This is a genomic window from Pseudomonas sp. S2_F03 (genome assembly GCF_054668335.1).
This window is the reverse complement of sequence record NZ_CP162759.1, coordinates 2,989,869-3,010,967: the sequence shown is the minus strand read 5'-3', so window position 1 is coordinate 3,010,967 and position 21,099 is coordinate 2,989,869. Positions and strand designations below refer to the sequence as shown.

Genomic DNA, 21,099 nt, shown 5'->3' with positions numbered 1-21,099 from the left:
ATCGGGAGTGCGCTTATAGACGGGCAGAGCCCGCACGGTAAACGTCACCATGTCGATACTGCAGGCCATCAGAACGTTCCTCTTTTATCTGTTGCTGGGCACCAGCTCTTTGCTTTGGTGCAGCCTGAGCTTTTTCATCGCGCCTTTTCTGCCGTTCAAGGCGCGATATCGCTTCATTAATGTGTACTGGTGCCGCTGCGCCTTGTGGCTGAGCAAAGTGTTCCTGGGCATCAGCTACGAAGTGAAGGGCGCCAAGAACGTGCCTGACCAACCCTGCGTGATCCAATCGAACCACCAGAGCACGTGGGAGACGTTCTTTCTCTCCGCTTACTTCGAGCCGTTGAGCCAGGTGCTCAAGCGTTCATTGCTGTATGTGCCGTTCTTCGGCTGGGCCATGGCCATGCTGCGACCGATTGCTATCGACCGCGACAATCCAAAAGCCGCGCTCAAGCATGTGGCGAAGAAGGGCGACGAGTTGCTCAAGGACGGCGTCTGGGTCCTGATTTTTCCGGAAGGGACACGGGTTCCGTTTGGCACCATCGGGAAATTTTCTCGCGGTGGTACCGCCTTGGCCGTCAACGCTGAGCTTCCCGTGTTGCCGATTGCGCACAATGCCGGCAAGTTCTGGCCAAAAACCGGCTGGGCGAAGAAGCAGGGTGTCATCACAGTGATCATAGGCGAACCCATGTACGCAGAGGGTAGCGGGCCTCGCGCCATTGCCGATCTGAACGACCGGGTGCAAGCCTGGAACGAGCAGATGCAACGGGAAATGGGTTCACTTCCGGCAACCCCGGCGGCGCCGACTGCCAGTGATCAAGTGACTGTCTGAGATTCTGTGGATAACCTGTGTACCGTTTTGTCGAAAAGCGGCGTTATTGTTTTATAAGCTTATGATTTATATACATATTTCTTAAACACATAAAACGCAGAAAATGGTGCATAAGTTTTTTTCGGGCGCAAAAAAACCGGCTGATATAGCCGGTTTTTTTATGCCTCGGATTTGCGGTTTTCCACTCTATGAACTATGGGAGTGGACGACCTGAATCGAGGTGTTTTTAGTCCATAAAAAAGGCCAACGCTAAGCGTTGGCCTTTTTGGTTTGGCAGGTTCGCTGGATCAGAAATCCAGGTTGGAAACCGCCAAGGCGTTGCTTTCGATGAAGTCACGGCGAGGTTCGACCGCATCACCCATCAGGGTGTTGAAGATCTGGTCTGCGCCGATGGCGTCTTCGATGGTCACTTTGAGCATCCGGCGCTGGCTTGGGTCCATGGTGGTTTCCCACAGCTGATCCGGGTTCATTTCGCCCAGACCTTTGTATCGCTGGATGGTGTGACGCTTGGTGCTTTCAGCCATCAGCCATTCAAGGGCTTCCTTGAACTCGGTCACCGGCTTCTTACGCTCGCCACGCTGGATGTACGCACCGTCGTCCAACAGGGTGCTCAGTTGCGCGCCCAGGGAAACGACAGTCCTGTAATCGTTGCTGCCGAAGAAGTCGCGGTTGAAGGTGACGTAGTTCGACAGGCCGTGGGAGATCAGTTCGACCTCTGGCAGCCAGACGTTACGTTCGCGGTCTTCACGCAGGCTGGCTTTGTAAACCAGGCCGGACTTCTCGACGGTACGCAGGCGAACTTCGTACTGAGCCAGCCAATCCTGCATCGCTGCGTGATCGGACAGTTGCTCCATGCTCACCGCAGGCAGGTAGATGAAGTGCTCGGTCAGCTCCTGTGGGTACAGGCGCGACAGACGCTTGAGGGTCTTCATCACCAGACGGAAGTCATTCACCAGACGCTCAAGCGCCTCGCCGGAGATACCTGGGGCTTCTTCGTTCAGGTGCAGGCTCGCATCTTCAAGGGCCGACTGCGTCATGTACTCTTCCATGGCGTCGTCGTCTTTGATGTATTGCTCTTGCTTGCCTTTCTTGACCTTGTACAGCGGTGGCTGAGCGATGTAGATGTAGCCGCGTTCGATCAGCTCTGGCAACTGACGGAAGAAGAAGGTCAGCAGCAGGGTACGGATGTGCGAACCGTCGACGTCAGCATCGGTCATGATGATGATGTTGTGGTAGCGCAGCTTGTCGATGTTGTACTCGTCGCGGCCGATGCCGCAGCCCAGCGCGGTGATCAAGGTGCCCACTTCTTGCGAAGAGATCATCTTGTCGAAGCGCGCCTTCTCGACGTTCAGGATCTTGCCCTTGAGCGGCAGGATGGCCTGGGTGCGACGGTTACGCCCCTGCTTGGCGGAGCCGCCAGCAGAGTCACCTTCCACGAGGTACAGTTCGGAAAGGGCAGGGTCTTTTTCCTGGCAGTCAGCCAGTTTGCCCGGCAGGCCGGCGATATCCAGCGCGCCTTTGCGGCGGGTCATTTCACGGGCTTTACGCGCCGCTTCACGAGCACGCGCCGCGTCGATCATCTTGCCGACGACCAGTTTGGCTTCGTTCGGGTTTTCCAGCAGGAAGTCGGAGAAGTACTTGCCCATTTCCTGTTCGACCGCGGTCTTCACTTCGGAAGAAACCAGCTTGTCTTTGGTCTGAGAGCTGAACTTCGGATCCGGTACTTTCACCGAAATGATCGCGGTCAGGCCTTCACGGGCATCGTCACCGGTAGTCGCGACTTTGTGCTTCTTCGCCAGGCCTTCAGCTTCGATGTAGGTGTTCAGGTTACGCGTCAGTGCGGAACGGAAACCCACCAGGTGAGTACCGCCATCGCGCTGTGGAATGTTGTTGGTGAAGCACAACAGGTTCTCGTTGAAGCTGTCGTTCCACTGCAGGGCGATTTCCACGCCGATGCCGTCTTCACGCTGAATGTTGAAGTGGAACACCTGGTTGACCGCAGTCTTGTTGGTGTTCAGGTATTCAACGAACGCACGCAGGCCGCCTTCGTACTTGAACAGCTCTTCCTTGCCGCTGCGCTCATCCTTGAGGACGATGCCGACACCGGAGTTGAGGAAGGACAGTTCACGAATCCGCTTGGCCAGGATGTCCCAGCTGAAGTGGATGTTCTTGAAGGTGTCTTCTGAAGGCTTGAAGTGAATCTGGGTACCGGTGGTTTCGCTTTCGCCAACGATTTTCATCGGCTCTTTCGGAACACCATGGATGTAAGTCTGTTCCCAGATTTTGCCACTGCGGCGAACGGTCAGGACCAGTTCTTTGGACAGGGCGTTCACCACCGACACACCTACACCGTGCAGACCGCCGGATACTTTGTAGGAGTTGTCATCGAACTTACCGCCGGCGTGCAGCACGGTCATGATGACCTCGGCTGCCGAAACGCCTTCTTCTTTGTGCACGTCTACCGGGATGCCACGACCGTTGTCGCGAACGGTGATGGACTCATCCGGGTGAATGATGATGCTGATGTCGTCGCAGTGGCCGGCGAGAGCTTCGTCGATCGAGTTATCGACCACTTCGAACACCATGTGGTGCAGACCGCTGCCATCGTCGGTGTCACCAATGTACATACCGGGACGTTTGCGTACGGCATCCAGGCCTTTCAGCACTTTAATGCTCGTTGAGTCGTACGTATTTTCTTCGCTCAATGCCTTCACTCCCGATGGTCGTGGGTCTGGGTGATACGGCCCTGTTCCACGTGGAACAAAGCGACTGGCGTTTCCGTCTGCCAGCCTTCCCTCAATAATTCGTGATCTACACAGGTGATAAAGACCTGGCAGCGTAAGTCTTCCAGCAAGCGGCAAAGCGCGCGTCGGTGGTGCTCGTCCAGTTCGGACGGCAAGTCATCCACCAGATAAATACACTGTCCGCGTCGGGCCTGGCTTACCAGGTGCCCTTGGGCAATCCGCAAAGCACAGACCACCAACTTCTGCTGACCCCTGGACAAGATGTCCGCGGCATTATGTGCGCCCAGTCTGAGACGCAAATCAGCGCGTTGTGGTCCGGCCTGGGTGTGACCCATTTGCTGGTCCCGTTGAAGGGACCCAGCGAGTACGGCACTCAGTTCGCGGTCTTTGTCCCAGCCTCGGTAATAGCTGAGGGTCAAGCCTTCAAGCTCGACCAATTCGCTCAAGGTCTGTTCAAAGACTGGTTTCAAGGCTTTGATATAGGCGCGGCGGTATTCATCGATTTCAGCGCTGGCCTGGCACAGTTCCCTGTCCCAAACCGCTTGCGAAACGGCGTCAAGTGTACCATGTCGCAGCCAAGAGTTTCTCTGGCGCAGAGCCTTCTGCAAGCGCTGCCAGGTGGACATGAATCGCGGTTCCACATGGAACACGCCCCAGTCTAGAAACTGTCGGCGAATCTTCGGCGCGCCTTCAAGCAAGCGGAAACTGTCAGGGTTGATCAGCTGCAGTGGCAGGATCTCCGCCAGTTGCGCCGCGCTGCGGGCGTTCTGACCGTCGATGCGGATCTGAAATTCCCCCTGACGGTCGCGCGAGATGCCTAGCGCGCTGTGTCCACCCTCGGCCAATTCAACCTGGCCAAACACCGTGCACGCCAATTGCTCGTACTGGATGACCGGCAACAGACGGCTGCTACGGAACGAACGGGCAAGCCCCAGCAGATGAATGGCTTCCAGAACACTGGTTTTACCGCTGCCGTTGGCGCCGTAAAGAATGTTGATTCGGGGGGAGGGGGAGAAGGTCACCGGGTGCAAATTGCGCACCGCGGTGACCGAGACGCGACTTAGCGACATCTAGCTTCTGCTGAACATGATTACAGGCGCATCGGCATGACAACGTAAGCCGAGTCGTCGTTGTCGGATTCCTGCACCAGCGCACTGCTGTTGGAATCGGACAGGATCAGGCGAACTTGCTCGGTGGTCATCACGCCCAGTACGTCGAGCAGATAGCTGACGTTGAAGCCGATTTCCAGATTGCCGCCGTTGTATTCAACGCCCACTTCTTCTTCCGCTTCTTCCTGCTCCGGGTTGTTCGCCTGGATTTTCAGCTGACCGTTGGCCAGTTGCAGACGGATACCACGGTACTTCTCGTTGGACAGAATCGCGGTACGGCTGAAGGCTTCACGCAGCGCTTGACGGTCGCCCAGTACAAGTTTGTCGCCACCTTTAGGCAGAACGCGCTCGTAATCCGGGAATTTGCCGTCAACCAGTTTCGAGGTGAACGTGAATTCGCCGGTAGTTGCACGGATATGGTGCTGACCCAGGACGATGCTGACGATGCCGTCCGGCTCGGTCAGCAGGCGCGCCAGTTCAAGGATACCTTTGCGAGGGACGATGACCTGATGGCGATCCGGTTGACCGATATCGGCCTGCATCGAGCACATGGCCAGACGGTGACCGTCGGTGGCCACGGCACGGATGATGCCGGCCGACACTTCCAGCAGCATGCCGTTCAGGTAGTAACGAACGTCCTGCTGAGCCATGGCGAAGCTGGTGCGTTCGATCAGGCGACGCAGTTTGCTTTGCTCCAGGCTGCACGTCAGCGAGCCCGGGCCTTCTTCCACTGTAGGGAAATCGTTGGCGGGCAGCGTCGACAGGGTGAAGCGGCTACGGCCAGCTTTCACCACCAGCTTCTGCTCGTCGACCTTGATGTCGATCAGCGCGTCATTCGGTAAGCTCTTGCAGATGTCCATCAGCTTGCGCGCCGGCACGGTGATGGAGCCTGGGTCTGCCGGCTCTTCGAGTTGCACACGACCAACCAGCTCGACTTCCAGGTCGGTACCGGTCAGCGACAGTTGCTGGCCTTCGACAACCAGCAGCACGTTGGAGAGCACCGGCAAGGTCTGTCGGCGTTCGACGACGCCTGCGACCAGTTGCAGGGGTTTCAACAGGGCTTCGCGTTGAATGGTGAAATGCATGGTCTAGTCCCTTGCCTTAATAAGCTGCGCTGGTGTTCATCATGTGGTCAGTGTACGCAGCAGGTTCTTGTAGTCCTCGCGGATGTCCGCGTCGGATTCCTTAAGCTCGTTGATCTTGCGGCAGGCGTGCAAAACCGTCGTGTGGTCGCGGCCGCCAAACACATCGCCGATTTCCGGCAGGCTGTGGTTAGTCAACTCTTTGGACAATGCCATTGCAACCTGACGCGGACGTGCGACCGAACGTGAACGACGCTTGGACAGCAGGTCGGAGATCTTGATCTTGTAGTACTCGGCGACCGTGCGCTGAATGTTATCCACAGAGACCAGTTTGTCTTGCAGCGCCAACAGGTCTTTCAGGGATTCGCGAATCAGCTCGATGGTGATGTCGCGGCCCATGAAGTGCGAGTGGGCGATCACGCGTTTCAGCGCGCCTTCCAGCTCACGGACGTTGGAGCGAATACGCTGGGCAATGAAGAACGCCGCGTCATGTGGCAGATCGACTTTGGCCTGGTCGGCCTTTTTCATCAAGATCGCCACGCGGGTTTCCAGCTCTGGCGGCTCGACGGCAACCGTCAGGCCCCAGCCGAAGCGGGATTTGAGACGCTCTTCAAGGCCTTCGATCTCTTTCGGGTAGCGGTCACTGGTGAGAATGACCTGCTGGCCACCTTCAAGCAGGGCGTTGAAAGTGTGGAAAAATTCTTCCTGCGAACGCTCCTTGCGGGCGAAGAATTGAATGTCATCGATCAGCAACGCATCCACCGAACGGTAGAAGCGCTTGAACTCGTTGATGGCGTTCAGTTGCAGCGCCTTGACCATGTCGGCCACGAAACGCTCCGAATGCAGGTAAACGACCTTGGCATTCGGGTTCTTCTTTAATAGGTGGTTACCCACAGCGTGCATCAAGTGGGTTTTACCCAAGCCGACGCCACCATAAAGGAATAGCGGGTTGTAACCGTGCTTGGGATTGTCCGCCACCTGCCAGGCCGCGGCCCGGGCCAGTTGGTTCGACTTACCTTCGACGAAGTTTTCGAAAGTGAAGGTGCGGTTCAGGTAACTGGTGTGCTTGAGCGCGCCTTCAACCTGAACAGTACGCTGTTCGGCACGAACCGGAGCCTGTTGAGAACTGGCGCCGGCCATCGGGTCGAAACTGTCGCGGGACGGCTCTTCACTGACCTCGGCAACCTTTTGGGTAGCCCGCTTGGTCGGTGCAGCTGTCGGAGCGGGTGCCGGTGCGCTAATCGGCGCTTGAGCAGCCTGAGCCTGGGACGCTGCAGCAGCCAGCGGAGCATTGGGTGCGGCGCGCGGTGCTGAACTGCGTTTACTGCCTATTAATAAGGACAGCGCCGGCGCCATGCCGTTGCCATGCTCATCCAGCAGTTCGAGGACGCGGCCCAGGTACTTTTCGTTGACCCAGTCGAGAACAAAACGATTCGGTGCGTAGACACGCAACTCGTCGCCTTCGGCTTCGACCTGTAGTGGACGGATCCAAGTGTTGAATTGTTGGGCAGGCAGCTCTTCGCGCAAAAGCTCCACGCACTGCTGCCAAAGTTCCACTGACACGGATATCCCCTAAGTTGAAAGCCGGTGAGGCAAAAACAAGCCGCCATTGTAACGACCAGACGCCCACTTATCCACATGCAGGTTGCGCACAGGGCATGAATTATCAACGCCTTAACCGACAAAAAGCAGACCAATGGTCTGTGCATAAGCTCTGTGGATAACCGGTCCTGAGGGCATTGGACAAGTGGGGGGCGAAACTCGGTGGATAACAAGCCTGTGGATAACAAGCCCTTTCACACACAGCTTATCCGACAGCGCAGCACAGGCTTACCACCGTTTTCCACCGTAGTTGTCATTCTCTGTACATCACGGATTAGAAGGCTTAAAGCTAGTTATCCACAGATGATCGCCCCCCTAGCTTTTATAAGCTTTACAGAAAAGCTTTAAATAATTCCCTTCTTTATTCTTATATCTGGCGAATGACCATCGATGAACAAAACGCCTGGAGATCTATTTATAAGGAAACGCTGGTTGGAAATTGACCTAGAGGCTTGCTTTCTCTAGAATCCCCGGTCTCTTAAAACGGGGGCCATTCCGGCCCGTTGTGGACGAACCAGGTAACACGACAATGAAACGTACTTTCCAACCAAGCACTATCAAACGCGCTCGTACCCACGGTTTCCGTGCTCGCATGGCTACCAAGAACGGCCGTGCCGTTCTGTCGCGTCGTCGCGCCAAAGGTCGTGCGCGTCTGGCAGTTTGATAAGCCGGCACTGGAGGTGAGTCAGGACTTCAGTCGGGAAAAGCGTCTGCTTACTCCCCGGCATTTCAAGGCAGTCTTTGACTCCCCTACCGGCAAGGTTCCGGGGAAAAATCTCCTGCTCCTTGCGCGCAACAACGATCTTGATCACCCCCGTCTCGGGTTGGTTATCGGGAAAAAGAGCGTAAAGCTCTCCGTTGAGCGCAATCGCCTCAAACGTCTGATGCGCGAATCGTTCCGTCTGCACCAGGATTCACTGGTCGGCTGGGACATCGTTATCGTCGCGCGCAAAGGTTTGGGTGACGTAGAAAACCCCGAATTGATTCAGCATTTCGGCAAACTCTGGAAGCGTCTGGCACGCAGCACGCCAGTACCAGCAGTCAAAACCGAAACTGTAGGGGTAGACAGTCCCGATGCGTAAACTGGCACTCGTTCCGATCCAGTTTTATCGCTATGCCATTAGTCCCCTGATGGCCAACCACTGTCGCTTCTACCCCAGTTGTTCCTGCTACGCGTTAGAGGCCATAGAAAATCATGGTCTTCTGCGCGGTGGCTGGCTGGCCTTTCGTCGTTTAGGTCGCTGTCATCCGTGGAATCCCGGTGGTTATGACCCGGTTCCACCTATCCCTACCTCCCGTTCTTCTTCGATGGCCGAGTAATCATGGATATCAAACGCACGATCCTGATCGTCGCCCTGGCAATCGTGTCCTACGTTATGGTTCTTAAATGGAACCAGGACTATGGCCAGGCTGCCCTGCCGACTCAGAATGTTGCTTCCAGTACGACCGCACCGGGCCTACCGGATACGGCTACTGGCAATAATGCTTCTGTCAGTGACGACATTCCACGCGCTGCAAGCGATACCAGTGCCACTGCACCTGCTGAAACACCAGTAGCTGCAAGCAAAGACCTCATCCAGATCAAAACGGATGTGCTCAACCTGGCTATCGATCCACAAGGTGGTGATGTTGCCCAGCTGACGCTGCCGCTGTATCCACGTCGCCAGGACCATCCGGAAATTCCGTTCCAGTTGTTCGATAACGGCAATGAGCGGACTTATCTGGCTCAAAGCGGTTTGATTGGCACTGATGGGCCGGACGCAAGTCCAGCCGGTCGTCCGGTTTATTCCTCGGAGAAGAAGGTTTATCAACTGGCTGACGGTCAGGACCAATTGGTCGTAGACCTGAAGTTCAGCAAGGATGGCGTCAACTACATCAAGCGTTTCACCCTGAAACGTGGCCTGTATGACGTAACCGTCTCCTACTTGATCGACAACGAAAGCGCCAAGCCTTGGTCGGGTGCGATGTTCGCCCAACTTAAGCGTGACGCCAGCTCCGATCCTTCTTCCAGCACTGCCACCGGCACCGCGACTTACCTGGGCGCCGCCCTGTGGACAAGTAACGAGCCGTACAAAAAAGTGTCGATGAAGGACATGGACAAGGCTCAGCTGAAAGAAACCGTCAACGGTGGTTGGGTTGCCTGGTTGCAACACTACTTTGTGACCGCGTGGATTCCGGCGAAGGGCGAAAACAATGTCGTCCAGACCCGTAAAGACAGCAAAGGCAACTACATCATCGGCTATACCGCCCCGGCAATGACTGTTGCGCCAGGTGCGAAAGCTGAAGTCAGCGCTGTTCTGTACGCCGGCCCGAAAAGCCAGGCTGTGCTGAAAGAGTTGTCCCCAGGTCTGGAGCTGACCGTCGACTACGGCATTCTGTGGTTCATTGCCCAGCCTATCTTCTGGCTGCTGCAACACATCCACGCACTGGTCGGTAACTGGGGCTGGTCGATCATCTTCCTGACCATGCTGATCAAAGGGCTTTTCTTCCCTCTGTCGGCCGCCAGCTACAAATCCATGGCGCGCATGCGTGCAGTGGCACCGAAACTGGCCGCACTGAAAGAGCAACATGGCGATGACCGGCAGAAAATGTCGCAAGCCATGATGGAGCTGTACAAGAAGGAAAAAATCAATCCGCTGGGTGGTTGCTTGCCAATCCTCGTGCAGATGCCGGTTTTCCTTTCTCTGTACTGGGTTCTGCTGGAAAGCGTTGAAATGCGTCAAGCGCCTTTCATGCTGTGGATTACTGACCTGTCGATCAAGGATCCGTTCTTCATTCTGCCGATCATCATGGGTGCAACCATGTTTATCCAGCAGCAGTTGAACCCGACACCTCCGGACCCGATGCAGGCCAAGGTGATGAAGCTGATGCCAATCATCTTCACCTTCTTCTTCCTGTGGTTCCCGGCTGGTCTGGTGCTGTACTGGGTTGTGAACAACTGCCTGTCCATCGCCCAACAGTGGTACATCACTCGTAAAATCGAAGCGGCTACTAAAGCAGCTGCCTGATTTACACTGTGGATATCCACTCAAAACGCCCCCTAGTGGGGCGTTTTGCTATCTGTCACTTTTGTCTGGATACCGGTGTATGAGCGTTCCTCGTGAAACCATTGCAGCCGTTGCCACCGCCCAAGGTCGTGGTGGTGTAGGCATCGTCCGTATTTCCGGGCCGTTGGCGAGCCTTGCGGCCAAGGCCATCAGCGGTCGGGAACTGAAACCCCGGTTTGCCCATTACGGCCCGTTCCTCAGCGAAAACGAGGAGGTACTGGATGAGGGGATCGCGCTGTATTTCCCGGGACCCAACTCCTTCACCGGCGAAGACGTGCTTGAGCTGCAGGGCCATGGCGGACCGATCGTTCTGGATATGTTGCTCAAACGGTGCCTGGAACTGGGTTGCCGTCTCGCCCGTCCCGGTGAATTCAGTGAGCGCGCCTTCCTGAATGACAAACTCGACCTGGCTCAGGCTGAAGCCATTGCCGACTTGATCGAGGCGAGTTCTACACAAGCAGCGCGAAACGCCCTTCGGTCCTTGCAAGGCGCATTTTCCCAGCGTGTGCATAACCTCACCGAGCAACTGATAGGCCTGCGCATCTATGTCGAGGCCGCCATCGACTTTCCAGAGGAGGAAATCGACTTCCTTGCTGACGGTCATGTATTGGCCATGCTCGACAAAGTGCGCAATGAATTATCCACAGTGCTCCATGAAGCAGGGCAAGGCGCCTTGCTTCGAGATGGGATGACGGTGGTGATTGCCGGTCGGCCAAATGCCGGTAAATCCAGTCTGTTGAATGCTCTGGCGGGTCGAGAAGCCGCGATCGTGACCGAGATTGCCGGCACAACCCGGGACATTCTTCGTGAACATATCCACATTGATGGCATGCCGCTGCACGTGGTCGATACCGCTGGTCTGCGAAATACCGATGATCAGGTGGAAAAAATCGGCGTCGAACGCGCGTTGAAAGCCATCGGCGAAGCGGATCGTGTGTTGTTGGTGGTCGATGCTACGGCACCGGAAGCGCTTGATCCGTTCGCGCTGTGGCCCGAGTTTCTGGAAGTGCGTCCCGATCCCGCCAACGTCACGCTGATTCGTAACAAGGCGGATCTGACGGGCGAAGCCATTGCCCTGGAAGTCAGCGAAGATGGCCACGTCACCATCAGCCTGAGTGCCAAATCTGCTGGTGATGGCCTGGAATTACTGCGCGACCACCTCAAGGCCTGTATGGGTTACGAGCAAACGTCGGAAAGCAGCTTCAGTGCCCGCAGGCGTCACCTCGAGGCACTTCGTCATGCCAGCGCGTCCCTTGAGCATGGCCGCGCACAATTGACCCTGGCAGGTGCTGGCGAGTTGCTGGCCGAAGATTTGCGTCAGGCACAGCACTCTCTTGGTGAAATCACCGGCGCATTCAGCTCCGATGACCTGTTGGGACGAATCTTTTCCAGCTTCTGCATCGGCAAATAGTCCTTCCGTTGTCCACAGACAGGCCATTCGTGCCTGTCTGTTCCCTCCCTTTTCAACAATCTTCCCTTAGTACCGAGCAGATTCTTTCTGCTTGAGCGGTTTTCCCGCGCCCCGAATTCACTCGATCGAGCCTTTTCTGTGGATTAAGCCCTGTGAATAACTGCCACTGAGGGCAGTTGATAACAGGGCCTCAAAACTGAAGATAACCGCCCCTGTGGATAACCACCTCTTTCATCCACAGGCTTACACCGGTTATCCAAGGGCCTCATTGGCACATGACCACAGGGTTTTGAATCTCTGTACATATTGAACATAAAGGCCTGTAGAGATCTATCCACAGAAAGGTGTCTCAGTAGAAATAAACATAAAAACAAAGATTTAATAAATTTCTTTCTTTTTAATTTCTATAACCCCGACTTCTCCACAGCTGGTTAAATTTTGTGCAGAGGGTTCTTTAGGAAGGGCGAAGTCCCTATACTTGTCGACCAGGTCCAGAAACCTGAGCTCAAACTATTCCTGATTACCTAACTGAAGCAGGCACGAGGTGCGTGGTGGATTTCCCTTCCCGTTTTGAAGTGATCGTCATCGGCGGCGGTCATGCCGGTACCGAGGCAGCACTGGCCTCAGCACGTATGGGTGCGAAAACCCTGTTGCTGACGCATAACGTGGAAACCCTCGGAGCAATGAGTTGCAACCCCGCCATTGGTGGGATCGGTAAAAGCCATCTGGTTAAAGAAATCGACGCCCTTGGCGGCGCGATGGCCATGGCTACCGACAAAGGTGGTATTCAATTTCGCGTGTTGAACAGCCGCAAAGGCCCGGCCGTGCGTGCAACTCGCGCTCAGGCAGACCGGGTTCTGTACAAGGCCGCTGTCCGCGAAGCATTGGAAAACCAGCCGAACCTGTGGATATTTCAACAAGCCGCTGACGACCTGATCGTCGAGCAGGAACAAGTGCGCGGTGTTGTTACCCAAATGGGTCTGCGTTTCTTCGCTGATTCCGTGGTGTTGACCACTGGCACATTCCTCGGTGGACTTATCCACATCGGTTTGCAGAATTTCTCCGGCGGTCGCGCCGGTGATCCGCCATCAATCGCTCTGGCTCACCGTCTGCGTGAATTGCCACTGCGTGTGGGTCGTTTGAAAACCGGTACTCCGCCGCGTATCGACGGCCGGTCTGTGGATTTCTCGGTGATGACCGAGCAAGCGGGCGATACGCCGATCCCGGTGATGTCGTTCATGGGGTCCAAAGAGCAGCATCCGAAACAGGTCAGCTGCTGGATTACCCACACCAACGCCCGTACCCACGAAATCATTGCAGCGAACCTCGACCGTTCGCCGATGTATTCCGCTGCCGGCGAAATCGAAGGCATCGGCCCGCGTTACTGCCCTTCGATCGAAGACAAGATTCACCGCTTTGCCGATAAGGAAAGCCATCAGGTCTTTATCGAACCGGAAGGCTTGACCACCAACGAGCTGTACCCGAACGGGATATCCACATCCCTGCCGTTCGATGTGCAATTGCAGATCGTGCAATCGATCCGAGGCATGGAAAACGCCCACATCGTGCGGCCGGGCTACGCCATCGAATACGACTATTTCGATCCGCGTGATCTGAAGTACAGCCTGGAAACCAAAGTCATTGGCGGGCTGTTTTTCGCCGGGCAAATCAACGGCACCACCGGTTACGAAGAAGCCGGCGCCCAGGGTTTGCTGGCCGGCGCCAACGCTGCGCTGCGCGCCCAGGGCAAAGACGCCTGGTGTCCGCGTCGCGACGAAGCGTACATCGGCGTATTGGTCGACGACCTGATTACGCTCGGAACCCAAGAGCCGTACCGGATGTTCACGTCCCGTGCCGAGTACCGTCTGATCCTGCGCGAAGACAACGCCGACCTGCGTTTGACCGAAAAAGGTCGCGAACTGGGTCTGGTCGATGACGCGCGTTGGGCGGCGTTCTGCAAGAAGCGCGAAAGCATCGACCTGGAAGAACAACGCCTGAAAAGTACCTGGGTTCGCCCGGGCACCGAGCAGGGCGATGCGATTTCCGAGAAGTTCGGTACGCCGCTGACCCACGAATACAATTTGCTCAACCTGCTGAGCCGTCCGGAAATCGACTACGCTGGTCTGATTGCCGTGACTGGTGGGGGCGCAGAAGATCCACAAGTCGCCGAACAGGTCGAAATCAAGACCAAGTACGCCGGTTACATCGACCGTCAGCAGGATGAAATCGCACGCCTGCGGGCCAGCGAAGACACCAAACTGCCTGTGGATATCGATTACACGAATATTTCCGGACTCTCCAAAGAGATCCAGAGCAAGCTCGGCGCGACCCGACCTGAAACCCTGGGCCAGGCGTCACGTATCCCGGGCGTCACCCCGGCAGCCATTTCGCTGTTGATGATTCATTTGAAAAAACGCGGCGCGGGCCGTCAGTTGGAGCAAAGCGCTTGAGTTCGTTGGTCACCTCGCAACACGCAGAAGAGTTATCCACAGGTGCTCGCCAGCTCGGTGTCACGCTGACAGAAACCCAGCATGCCCAGCTGCTGGGTTATCTGGCCCTGTTGATCAAATGGAACAAGGCCTACAACCTGACCGCCGTGCGCGATCCGGACGAAATGGTTTCCCGTCATTTGCTCGATAGTTTGAGCGTGATGTCGTTCGTCGAAAACGGTCGCTGGCTGGACGTTGGCAGCGGTGGCGGCATGCCGGGCATTCCGTTGGCCATCCTGTTCCCAGAGTCCCAAGTGACCTGTCTCGACAGCAATGGCAAGAAAACCCGCTTCCTGACTCAGGTCAAACTCGAACTCAAACTGGATAACCTGCAAGTTATCCACAGTCGCGTCGAAGCCTTCCAGCCTGCCCAGCCATTCAACGGGATCATTTCCCGGGCGTTCAGCAGCATGGAAAACTTCAGCAACTGGACTCGCCACCTCGGCGACGCCGATACACGCTGGCTGGCAATGAAGGGCGTTCATCCGGCCGATGAGCTGGTAGCATTGCCGGCAGACTTCCACCTCGATAGCGAACACGCCCTGGCCGTACCTGGTTGCCAAGGCCAACGCCATCTGCTGATACTGCGCCGCACGGCATGATTGGGAACACAAGCAAGAATGGCTAAGGTATTCGCGATAGCGAACCAAAAGGGTGGTGTGGGTAAAACCACCACCTGCATCAACCTCGCAGCTTCCCTGGTCGCTACCAAGCGTCGGGTGCTGCTGATCGATCTCGATCCACAGGGCAACGCCACCATGGGTAGCGGTGTGGATAAACACGGTCTGGAAAACTCGGTCTACGACCTGCTGATCGGCGAATGCGACCTGGCCCAGGCCATGCATTTCTCCGAGCACGGTGGTTACCAGTTGTTGCCGGCCAACCGCGACCTGACGGCAGCCGAAGTGGTTCTGCTGGAAATGCAGATGAAGGAAAGCCGCCTGCGCAGTGCGTTGGCGCCGATCCGTGAAAACTACGATTACATTTTGATCGACTGCCCGCCGTCGTTGTCGATGCTCACATTGAACGCACTGGTTGCCGCCGATGGGGTGATTATCCCCATGCAGTGCGAGTACTTTGCGCTCGAAGGTCTGAGCGACCTTGTGGATAACATCAAGCGCATTGCCGAATTGCTGAACCCGAACCTGAAAGTCGAAGGGCTGTTGCGCACCATGTACGACCCGCGCCTGAGCCTGATGAACGACGTATCTGCCCAGCTCAAGGAACACTTCGGCGAGCAGCTCTACGACACTGTGATTCCGCGCAACATTCGCCTGGCCGAAGCGCCTAGTTATGGCATGCCGGCGTTGGCGTACGACAAGACATCGCGGGGTGCCATTGCCTACTTGGCACTGGCGGGCGAAATGGTTCGCCGTCAACGCAAAAACTCACGCACCACCGCTGCTCAGGCAACTTAAGGAATCCCCATGGCCGTCAAGAAACGAGGTCTCGGACGTGGACTGGATGCACTGCTGAGTGGTCCGACTGTCAGCTCGCTTGAAGAACAAGCGGTACAAGCTGATCAGCGTGAGCTGCAGCATCTGCCTCTAGACCTGATCCAGCGGGGCAAATACCAACCGCGTCGGGACATGGATCCGCAGGCGCTGGAAGAATTGGCGCAATCGATCAAGGCCCAAGGTGTGATGCAGCCGATCGTGGTTCGCCCGATTGGCAGCGGTCGCTTCGAAATCATCGCCGGTGAACGCCGCTGGCGTGCAAGCCAGCAGGCGGGCCAGGAAACCATCCCGGCGATGGTTCGCGATGTTCCGGATGAAACGGCCATTGCGATGGCGCTGATCGAGAACATCCAGCGTGAAGACCTCAATCCGATCGAAGAAGCCGTGGCGTTGCAGCGTTTGCAGCAGGAATTCCAGCTGACTCAACAGCAAGTTGCCGAGGCCGTGGGCAAATCCCGCGTAACTGTGGCCAACCTGCTACGCTTGATCGCGTTGCCGGAAGTTATCAAAACCATGCTGTCACACGGCGACCTGGAAATGGGTCACGCACGTGCTTTGCTCGGTTTACCGGAGAATCAACAGGTAGAAGGGGCGCGACATGTTGTCGCACGGGGGCTGACTGTGCGCCAAACTGAAGCACTGGTTCGCCAGTGGTTGAGTGGTAAACAGGAGCCTGCCGAACCGGTAAAACCGGACCCGGATATTGCCCGACTCGAGCAGCGCCTGGCTGAACGCCTAGGCTCTGCGGTGCAGATTCGCCACGGTAAGAAGGGGAAAGGGCAGTTGGTCATTGGTTACAACTCCCTCGACGAATTACAAGGTGTGCTCGCACACATTCGTTGAAACATTTCCTCATGTAGCGTGCAGTCGGAAATCACTACCTGACAGTTGAATAGGGGCCGAACCGCCCCTATACTCTGCGCGCATTTTGTCGGCACAAATTATGCCAAGTTATTGATTTCTGGCAGCCGACCATTGGAGAGTAAACGTGATGGAAACCCGCACGCCAAACCGCTTGCCGTTCCATCGCCTGGCAGTTTTTCCGGTGTTAATGGCTCAATTTGTCGTTCTGCTGATCGCTGTTTTGGCGCTTTGGCAATGGCGTGGAGTCGTTGCCGGGTACTCGGGACTTTGCGGAGGCCTGATAGCCTTGCTTCCCAATGTTTATTTCGCTCACAGGGCATTTCGGTTTTCCGGCGCCCGAGCAGCTCAAGCCATCGTCCGGTCATTTTATGCCGGTGAGGCGGGCAAACTGATTTTGACGGCAGCGCTCTTTGCGCTGACGTTTGCAGGTGTGAAGCCATTGGCGCCGCTAGCTGTATTCGGCGTCTTCGTGTTGACCCAACTGGTCAGCTGGTTCGCGCCCCTGCTGATGAGAACAAGACTTTCGAGACCTTAGGGCGTTTGAGGCAACCATGGCAGAAACAACCGCTTCGGGCTATATCCAGCACCACTTGCAAAACCTGACTTTCGGTCAGCACCCAACTGGCGGGTGGGGTTTTGCCCACACCGCAGCAGAAGCCAAAGAAATGGGCTTCTGGGCTTTCCACGTCGATACTCTCGGCTGGTCGGTCGCGTTGGGTTTGATCTTCGTTCTTCTTTTCCGTATGGCGGCAAAGAAAGCGACTTCCGGTCAGCCTGGTGCTTTGCAGAACTTCGTTGAAGTATTGGTCGAATTCGTCGATGGCAGCGTGAAAGACAGCTTCCATGGCCGTAGCCCGGTGATTGCACCGTTGGCACTGACCATCTTCGTCTGGGTGTTCATGATGAACGCCGTCGACCTGATCCCGGTCGACTGGATTCCTCAACTGGCCATCCTGATCACCGGCGACCATCACATTCCGTTCCGCGCCGTGTCGACCACTGACCCGAACGCAACGCTGGGCATGGCCCTGTCGGTGTTCGCGCTGATCATTTTCTACAGCATCAAGGTCAAGGGCATTGGCGGCTTCGTCGGCGAACTGACCCTGCACCCGTTCGGCAGCAAGAACATCTTCGTTCAAGCCCTGCTGATTCCGGTGAACTTCCTGCTGGAGTTCGTGACACTGGTTGCCAAGCCAATCTCCCTGGCACTGCGTCTGTTCGGCAACATGTACGCCGGCGAACTGGTCTTCATTCTGATTGCTGTGATGTTCGGCAGCGGTCTGCTCTGGCTTAGCGGCCTGGGCGTTGTTCTGCAGTGGGCGTGGGCAGTGTTCCACATCCTGATCATCACCCTGCAGGCGTTTATCTTCATGATGCTGACCATCGTTTACTTGTCGATGGCGCACGAAGAGAACCATTAAGACCAGTTTCGACTAGTCTGATGTCCCACTCGGTAAAACGAGTGGGTGCCCGAACAGGGCTATGAAACGATTTGTTTTACCGCTTTAAAATCTAAAAAACCTAAACCATACGACGTAAAAGTCGGGAGGAAAGATGGAAACTGTAGTTGGTCTAACCGCTATCGCTGTTGCACTGTTGATCGGCCTGGGCGCACTGGGTACCGCAATTGGTTTCGGCCTGTTGGGTGGCAAGTTCCTGGAAGGCGCAGCGCGTCAGCCAGAGATGGTTCCAATGCTGCAAGTTAAAATGTTCATCGTTGCCGGTCTGCTCGACGCCGTAACCATGATCGGTGTTGGTATCGCTCTGTTCTTCACCTTCGCGAACCCATTCGTTGGTCAACTCGCTGGCTAATTACTCGAACCTTCGAGTAATTGGTGTGATGTGTAACGAACGAGCGAGGTGTTGGCGTGAACATTAATGCAACCCTGATTGGCCAGTCCGTTGCGTTCTTCATTTTTGTGCTGTTCTGCATGAAGTTCGTGTGGCCTCCGGTCATCGCGGCTTTGCACGAACGTCAGAAGAAGATCGCGGATGGACTGGACGCTGCCGCCCGAGCAGCTCGCGACCTGGAATTGGCCCACGACAAAGTGGGTCAACAACTGCGCGAAGCTAAAGCTCAGGCAGCCGAAATCATTGAGCAGGCCAAGAAACGCGGTAATCAGATCGTTGAAGAGGCTGTTGAAAAAGCCCGTATCGACGCTGACCGTGTGAAGGTTCAGGCTCAGGCCGAGATCGAGCAGGAACTGAACAGTGTCAAAGACGCGCTGCGTGCCCAATTGGGTGCTCTGGCCGTTGGCGGCGCCGAGAAGATCCTGGGTGCCACAATCGATCAAAACGCGCACGCGGAGCTGGTAAACAAACTGGCTGCTGAAATTTAAGCGAGGGCGATCATGGCAGAATTGACCACGTTGGCCCGACCTTACGCTAAGGCAGCCTTCGAGCACGCCCAGGCCCACCAGCAACTGGCCTCTTGGTCAGCCATGCTCGGCCTGGCTGCAGCAGTGTCGCAAGACGACACTATGCAGCGCGTGCTCAAGGCCCCGCGACTGACGAGCGCAGACAAGGCCGCCACGTTTATTGACGTGTGCGGCGACAAGTTTGATGTCAAGGCACAGAACTTCATCAACGTCGTTGCCGAAAACGACCGTCTCCCGCTGTTGCCGGAGATATCCGCTCTGTTCGACCTGTACAAGGCCGAACAAGAGAAGTCGGTAGACGTTGAAGTGACCAGTGCTTTTGCATTGAACCAAGAACAGCAAGACAAACTCGCCAAGGTTCTCAGTGCACGACTCAACCGGGAAGTGCGCCTGCAAGTCGAGGAAGACAAATCCCTTATTGGGGGCATTGTCATCCGCGCCGGCGACCTGGTTATCGATGGCTCGGTTCGCGGCAAACTCGCGAGCCTTGCCGAAGCATTGAAATCTTGAGTTTGAAGGGGCAGCAGAGCAATGCAGCAACTCAATCCTTCCGAAATAAGTGAAATTATCAAGGGCCGCATCGACAAGCTCGATGTGACCTCCCAAGCCCGTAACGAAGGCACTGTCGTCAGCGTATCTGACGGTATCGTGCGGATTCACGGTCTGGCCGACGTAATGTACGGCGAGATGATCGAGTTTCCGGGCGGCGTCTTCGGTATGGCCCTCAACCTTGAGCAAGACTCTGTAGGCGCTGTTGTATTGGGCTCCTACCAGTCTCTGGCTGAAGGCATGAGCGCCAAGTGCACTGGCCGCATCCTCGAAGTTCCGGTTGGTAAGGAACTGCTGGGTCGCGTAGTCGACGCACTGGGTAACCCGATTGATGGCAAAGGTCCACTGAACAACACCTTGACCGATGCGGTCGAGAAAGTTGCTCCAGGCGTGATCTGGCGTAAGTCGGTAGACCAGCCTGTACAGACTGGCTACAAGGCTGTCGATGCCATGATCCCTGTCGGCCGTGGCCAGCGTGAGCTGATCATCGGTGACCGTCAGATCGGTAAAACCGCTCTGGCGATCGACGCGATCATCAATCAGAAAGACAGCGGCATTTTCTGCGTCTATGTAGCCATCGGTCAGAAACAATCGACCATCGCTAACATTGTTCGCAAGCTGGAAGAAAACGGCGCACTGGCTAACACGATCATCGTGGCAGCGAGCGCTTCGGAATCTGCAGCACTGCAATACCTGGCACCTTATGCCGGTTGCACCATGGGTGAATTCTTCCGCGACCGCGGTGAAGACGCGCTGATCGTTTATGACGATCTGTCCAAGCAAGCAGTGGCTTATCGCCAGATTTCCCTGCTTCTGCGCCGTCCACCAGGCCGTGAAGCTTACCCAGGCGACGTGTTCTATCTCCACTCCCGTCTGCTGGAGCGCGCATCCCGCGTTTCGGAAGAATACGTTGAGAAGTTCACCAACGGCGCAGTGACCGGCAAAACCGGCTCCCTGACCGCACTGCCGATCATCGAAACCCAGGCTGGCGACGTTTCCGCGTTCGTTCCGACCAACGTGATTTCCATCACTGACGGTCAGATCTTCCTGGAATCGGCCATTTTCAACTCCGGGATCCGTCCTGCAGTGAACGCCGGTGTTTCGGTATCCCGTGTGGGTGGTGCCGCTCAGACCAAGATCATCAAGAAGCTCTCCGGTGGTATCCGTACCGCTCTGGCTCAGTACCGTGAACTGGCGGCATTCGCCCAGTTTGCATCTGACCTGGACGAAGCGACCCGTAAGCAACTTGACCATGGTCAGCGTGTTACCGAGCTGATGAAGCAGAAGCAATACGCACCAATGTCGATTGCTGACATGGCGCTGTCGCTGTATGCCGCTGAGCGTGGGTTCCTGACTGACGTCGCAATCGCCAAGATCGGTAGCTTTGAACAAGCGCTGATTTCCTTCTTCAACCGCGATCACGCCGATTTGATGGCGAAGATCAACGTGAAGGGCGACTTCAACGACGAAATCGATGCGGGCATGAAAGCCGGTATCGAGAAGTTTAAGGCGACCCAAACCTGGTAAGCCGCAGCGGG

The 21,099-nt window shown here is 56.1% G+C and carries 20 protein-coding genes; 16 read left to right on the top strand and 4 right to left on the bottom strand.

What is annotated here, in order from left to right; all coding sequences use genetic code 11:
• Nucleotides 1–49: 49 nt before the first annotated feature.
• Nucleotides 50–829 carry a lysophospholipid acyltransferase family protein gene (locus tag AB4N76_RS14135; protein ID WP_046030975.1) on the top strand — a complete coding sequence of 260 codons (780 nt, stop codon included), beginning with the start codon at nt 50–52 and terminating at the stop codon, nt 827–829.
• Nucleotides 830–1,116: 287 nt separating this feature from the next.
• Here the strand turns inward: AB4N76_RS14135 and gyrB are convergent, their stop codons facing one another.
• From gyrB to dnaA, 4 genes are read right to left on the bottom strand one after another with little or no spacing between them, the layout of a single operon-like run.
• Entirely contained in the window at nt 1,117–3,534 is a 2,418-nt protein-coding gene (gene gyrB / locus AB4N76_RS14130) for a DNA topoisomerase (ATP-hydrolyzing) subunit B (protein ID WP_046031112.1), read from the bottom strand.
• A 5-nt stretch (nt 3,535–3,539) separates the two neighbouring features.
• The gene (gene recF / locus AB4N76_RS14125) at nt 3,540–4,643 is read right to left on the bottom strand and encodes a DNA replication/repair protein RecF (RefSeq protein ID WP_008007898.1); all 1,104 of its coding nucleotides are present in this window, start codon (nt 4,641–4,643) and stop codon (nt 3,540–3,542) included.
• A 20-nt stretch (nt 4,644–4,663) separates the two neighbouring features.
• Nucleotides 4,664–5,767 carry a DNA polymerase III subunit beta gene (gene dnaN / locus AB4N76_RS14120; protein ID WP_017341709.1) on the bottom strand — a complete coding sequence of 368 codons (1,104 nt, stop codon included), beginning with the start codon at nt 5,765–5,767 and terminating at the stop codon, nt 4,664–4,666.
• A gap of 39 nt (nt 5,768–5,806) precedes the next feature.
• Nucleotides 5,807–7,327, bottom strand: coding sequence for a chromosomal replication initiator protein DnaA (dnaA, locus tag AB4N76_RS14115; protein WP_046030917.1), 1,521 nt, complete (start codon nt 7,325–7,327; stop codon nt 5,807–5,809).
• Nucleotides 7,328–7,895: 568 nt separating this feature from the next.
• On the opposite strand from dnaA, the gene rpmH reads away from it, so the two are divergent.
• From rpmH to atpA, 15 genes are all read left to right on the top strand, one after another.
• A complete protein-coding gene (gene rpmH / locus AB4N76_RS14110) occupies nt 7,896–8,030 on the top strand; it encodes a 50S ribosomal protein L34 (protein ID WP_003213577.1) in 135 nt (44 codons plus the stop codon).
• A gap of 16 nt (nt 8,031–8,046) precedes the next feature.
• Nucleotides 8,047–8,448, top strand: coding sequence for a ribonuclease P protein component (rnpA, locus tag AB4N76_RS14105; protein ID WP_027926203.1), 402 nt, complete (start codon nt 8,047–8,049; stop codon nt 8,446–8,448).
• A complete protein-coding gene (gene yidD / locus AB4N76_RS14100; RefSeq protein WP_077430980.1) occupies nt 8,441–8,686 on the top strand; it encodes a membrane protein insertion efficiency factor YidD in 246 nt (81 codons plus the stop codon). The genes rnpA and yidD overlap by 8 nt, the downstream gene beginning before the upstream one ends.
• 2 nt (nt 8,687–8,688) lie before the next feature.
• On the top strand, nt 8,689–10,374 hold the full coding sequence (gene yidC, locus AB4N76_RS14095) for a membrane protein insertase YidC (RefSeq protein ID WP_046030916.1): 1,686 nt from the start codon (nt 8,689–8,691) through the stop codon (nt 10,372–10,374).
• A 79-nt stretch (nt 10,375–10,453) separates the two neighbouring features.
• Nucleotides 10,454–11,824, top strand: coding sequence for a tRNA uridine-5-carboxymethylaminomethyl(34) synthesis GTPase MnmE (mnmE, locus tag AB4N76_RS14090; RefSeq protein WP_460164570.1), 1,371 nt, complete (start codon nt 10,454–10,456; stop codon nt 11,822–11,824).
• A 551-nt stretch (nt 11,825–12,375) separates the two neighbouring features.
• Entirely contained in the window at nt 12,376–14,274 is a 1,899-nt protein-coding gene (gene mnmG / locus AB4N76_RS14085) for a tRNA uridine-5-carboxymethylaminomethyl(34) synthesis enzyme MnmG (RefSeq protein ID WP_046030913.1), read from the top strand.
• The gene (rsmG, locus tag AB4N76_RS14080) at nt 14,271–14,915 is read left to right on the top strand and encodes a 16S rRNA (guanine(527)-N(7))-methyltransferase RsmG (protein WP_046030911.1); all 645 of its coding nucleotides are present in this window, start codon (nt 14,271–14,273) and stop codon (nt 14,913–14,915) included. The genes mnmG and rsmG overlap by 4 nt, the downstream gene beginning before the upstream one ends.
• Before the next feature lie 18 nt (nt 14,916–14,933).
• A complete protein-coding gene (locus AB4N76_RS14075) occupies nt 14,934–15,731 on the top strand; it encodes a ParA family protein (RefSeq protein WP_046030909.1) in 798 nt (265 codons plus the stop codon).
• A 9-nt stretch (nt 15,732–15,740) separates the two neighbouring features.
• Nucleotides 15,741–16,613 carry a ParB/RepB/Spo0J family partition protein gene (locus AB4N76_RS14070; protein ID WP_008027541.1) on the top strand — a complete coding sequence of 291 codons (873 nt, stop codon included), beginning with the start codon at nt 15,741–15,743 and terminating at the stop codon, nt 16,611–16,613.
• A 148-nt stretch (nt 16,614–16,761) separates the two neighbouring features.
• Nucleotides 16,762–17,169 carry a F0F1 ATP synthase subunit I gene (locus AB4N76_RS14065; protein WP_460164613.1) on the top strand — a complete coding sequence of 136 codons (408 nt, stop codon included), beginning with the start codon at nt 16,762–16,764 and terminating at the stop codon, nt 17,167–17,169.
• 16 nt (nt 17,170–17,185) lie between these two features.
• Nucleotides 17,186–18,055, top strand: a complete 870-nt coding sequence (gene atpB, locus AB4N76_RS14060) for a F0F1 ATP synthase subunit A (RefSeq protein WP_046030903.1) — start codon at nt 17,186–17,188, stop codon at nt 18,053–18,055.
• Nucleotides 18,056–18,188: 133 nt separating this feature from the next.
• Nucleotides 18,189–18,446 (top strand): F0F1 ATP synthase subunit C, encoded by a 258-nt coding sequence (gene atpE / locus AB4N76_RS14055; protein ID WP_002555987.1) that lies wholly within the window; start codon nt 18,189–18,191, stop codon nt 18,444–18,446.
• 56 nt (nt 18,447–18,502) lie between these two features.
• On the top strand, nt 18,503–18,973 hold the full coding sequence (locus AB4N76_RS14050) for a F0F1 ATP synthase subunit B (RefSeq protein ID WP_046030898.1): 471 nt from the start codon (nt 18,503–18,505) through the stop codon (nt 18,971–18,973).
• Between the two features lie 12 nt (nt 18,974–18,985).
• Nucleotides 18,986–19,522 carry a F0F1 ATP synthase subunit delta gene (locus AB4N76_RS14045; protein WP_077430983.1) on the top strand — a complete coding sequence of 179 codons (537 nt, stop codon included), beginning with the start codon at nt 18,986–18,988 and terminating at the stop codon, nt 19,520–19,522.
• A 21-nt stretch (nt 19,523–19,543) separates the two neighbouring features.
• The gene (gene atpA / locus AB4N76_RS14040; protein ID WP_046030894.1) at nt 19,544–21,088 is read left to right on the top strand and encodes a F0F1 ATP synthase subunit alpha; all 1,545 of its coding nucleotides are present in this window, start codon (nt 19,544–19,546) and stop codon (nt 21,086–21,088) included.
• Nucleotides 21,089–21,099: the final 11 nt, after the last annotated feature.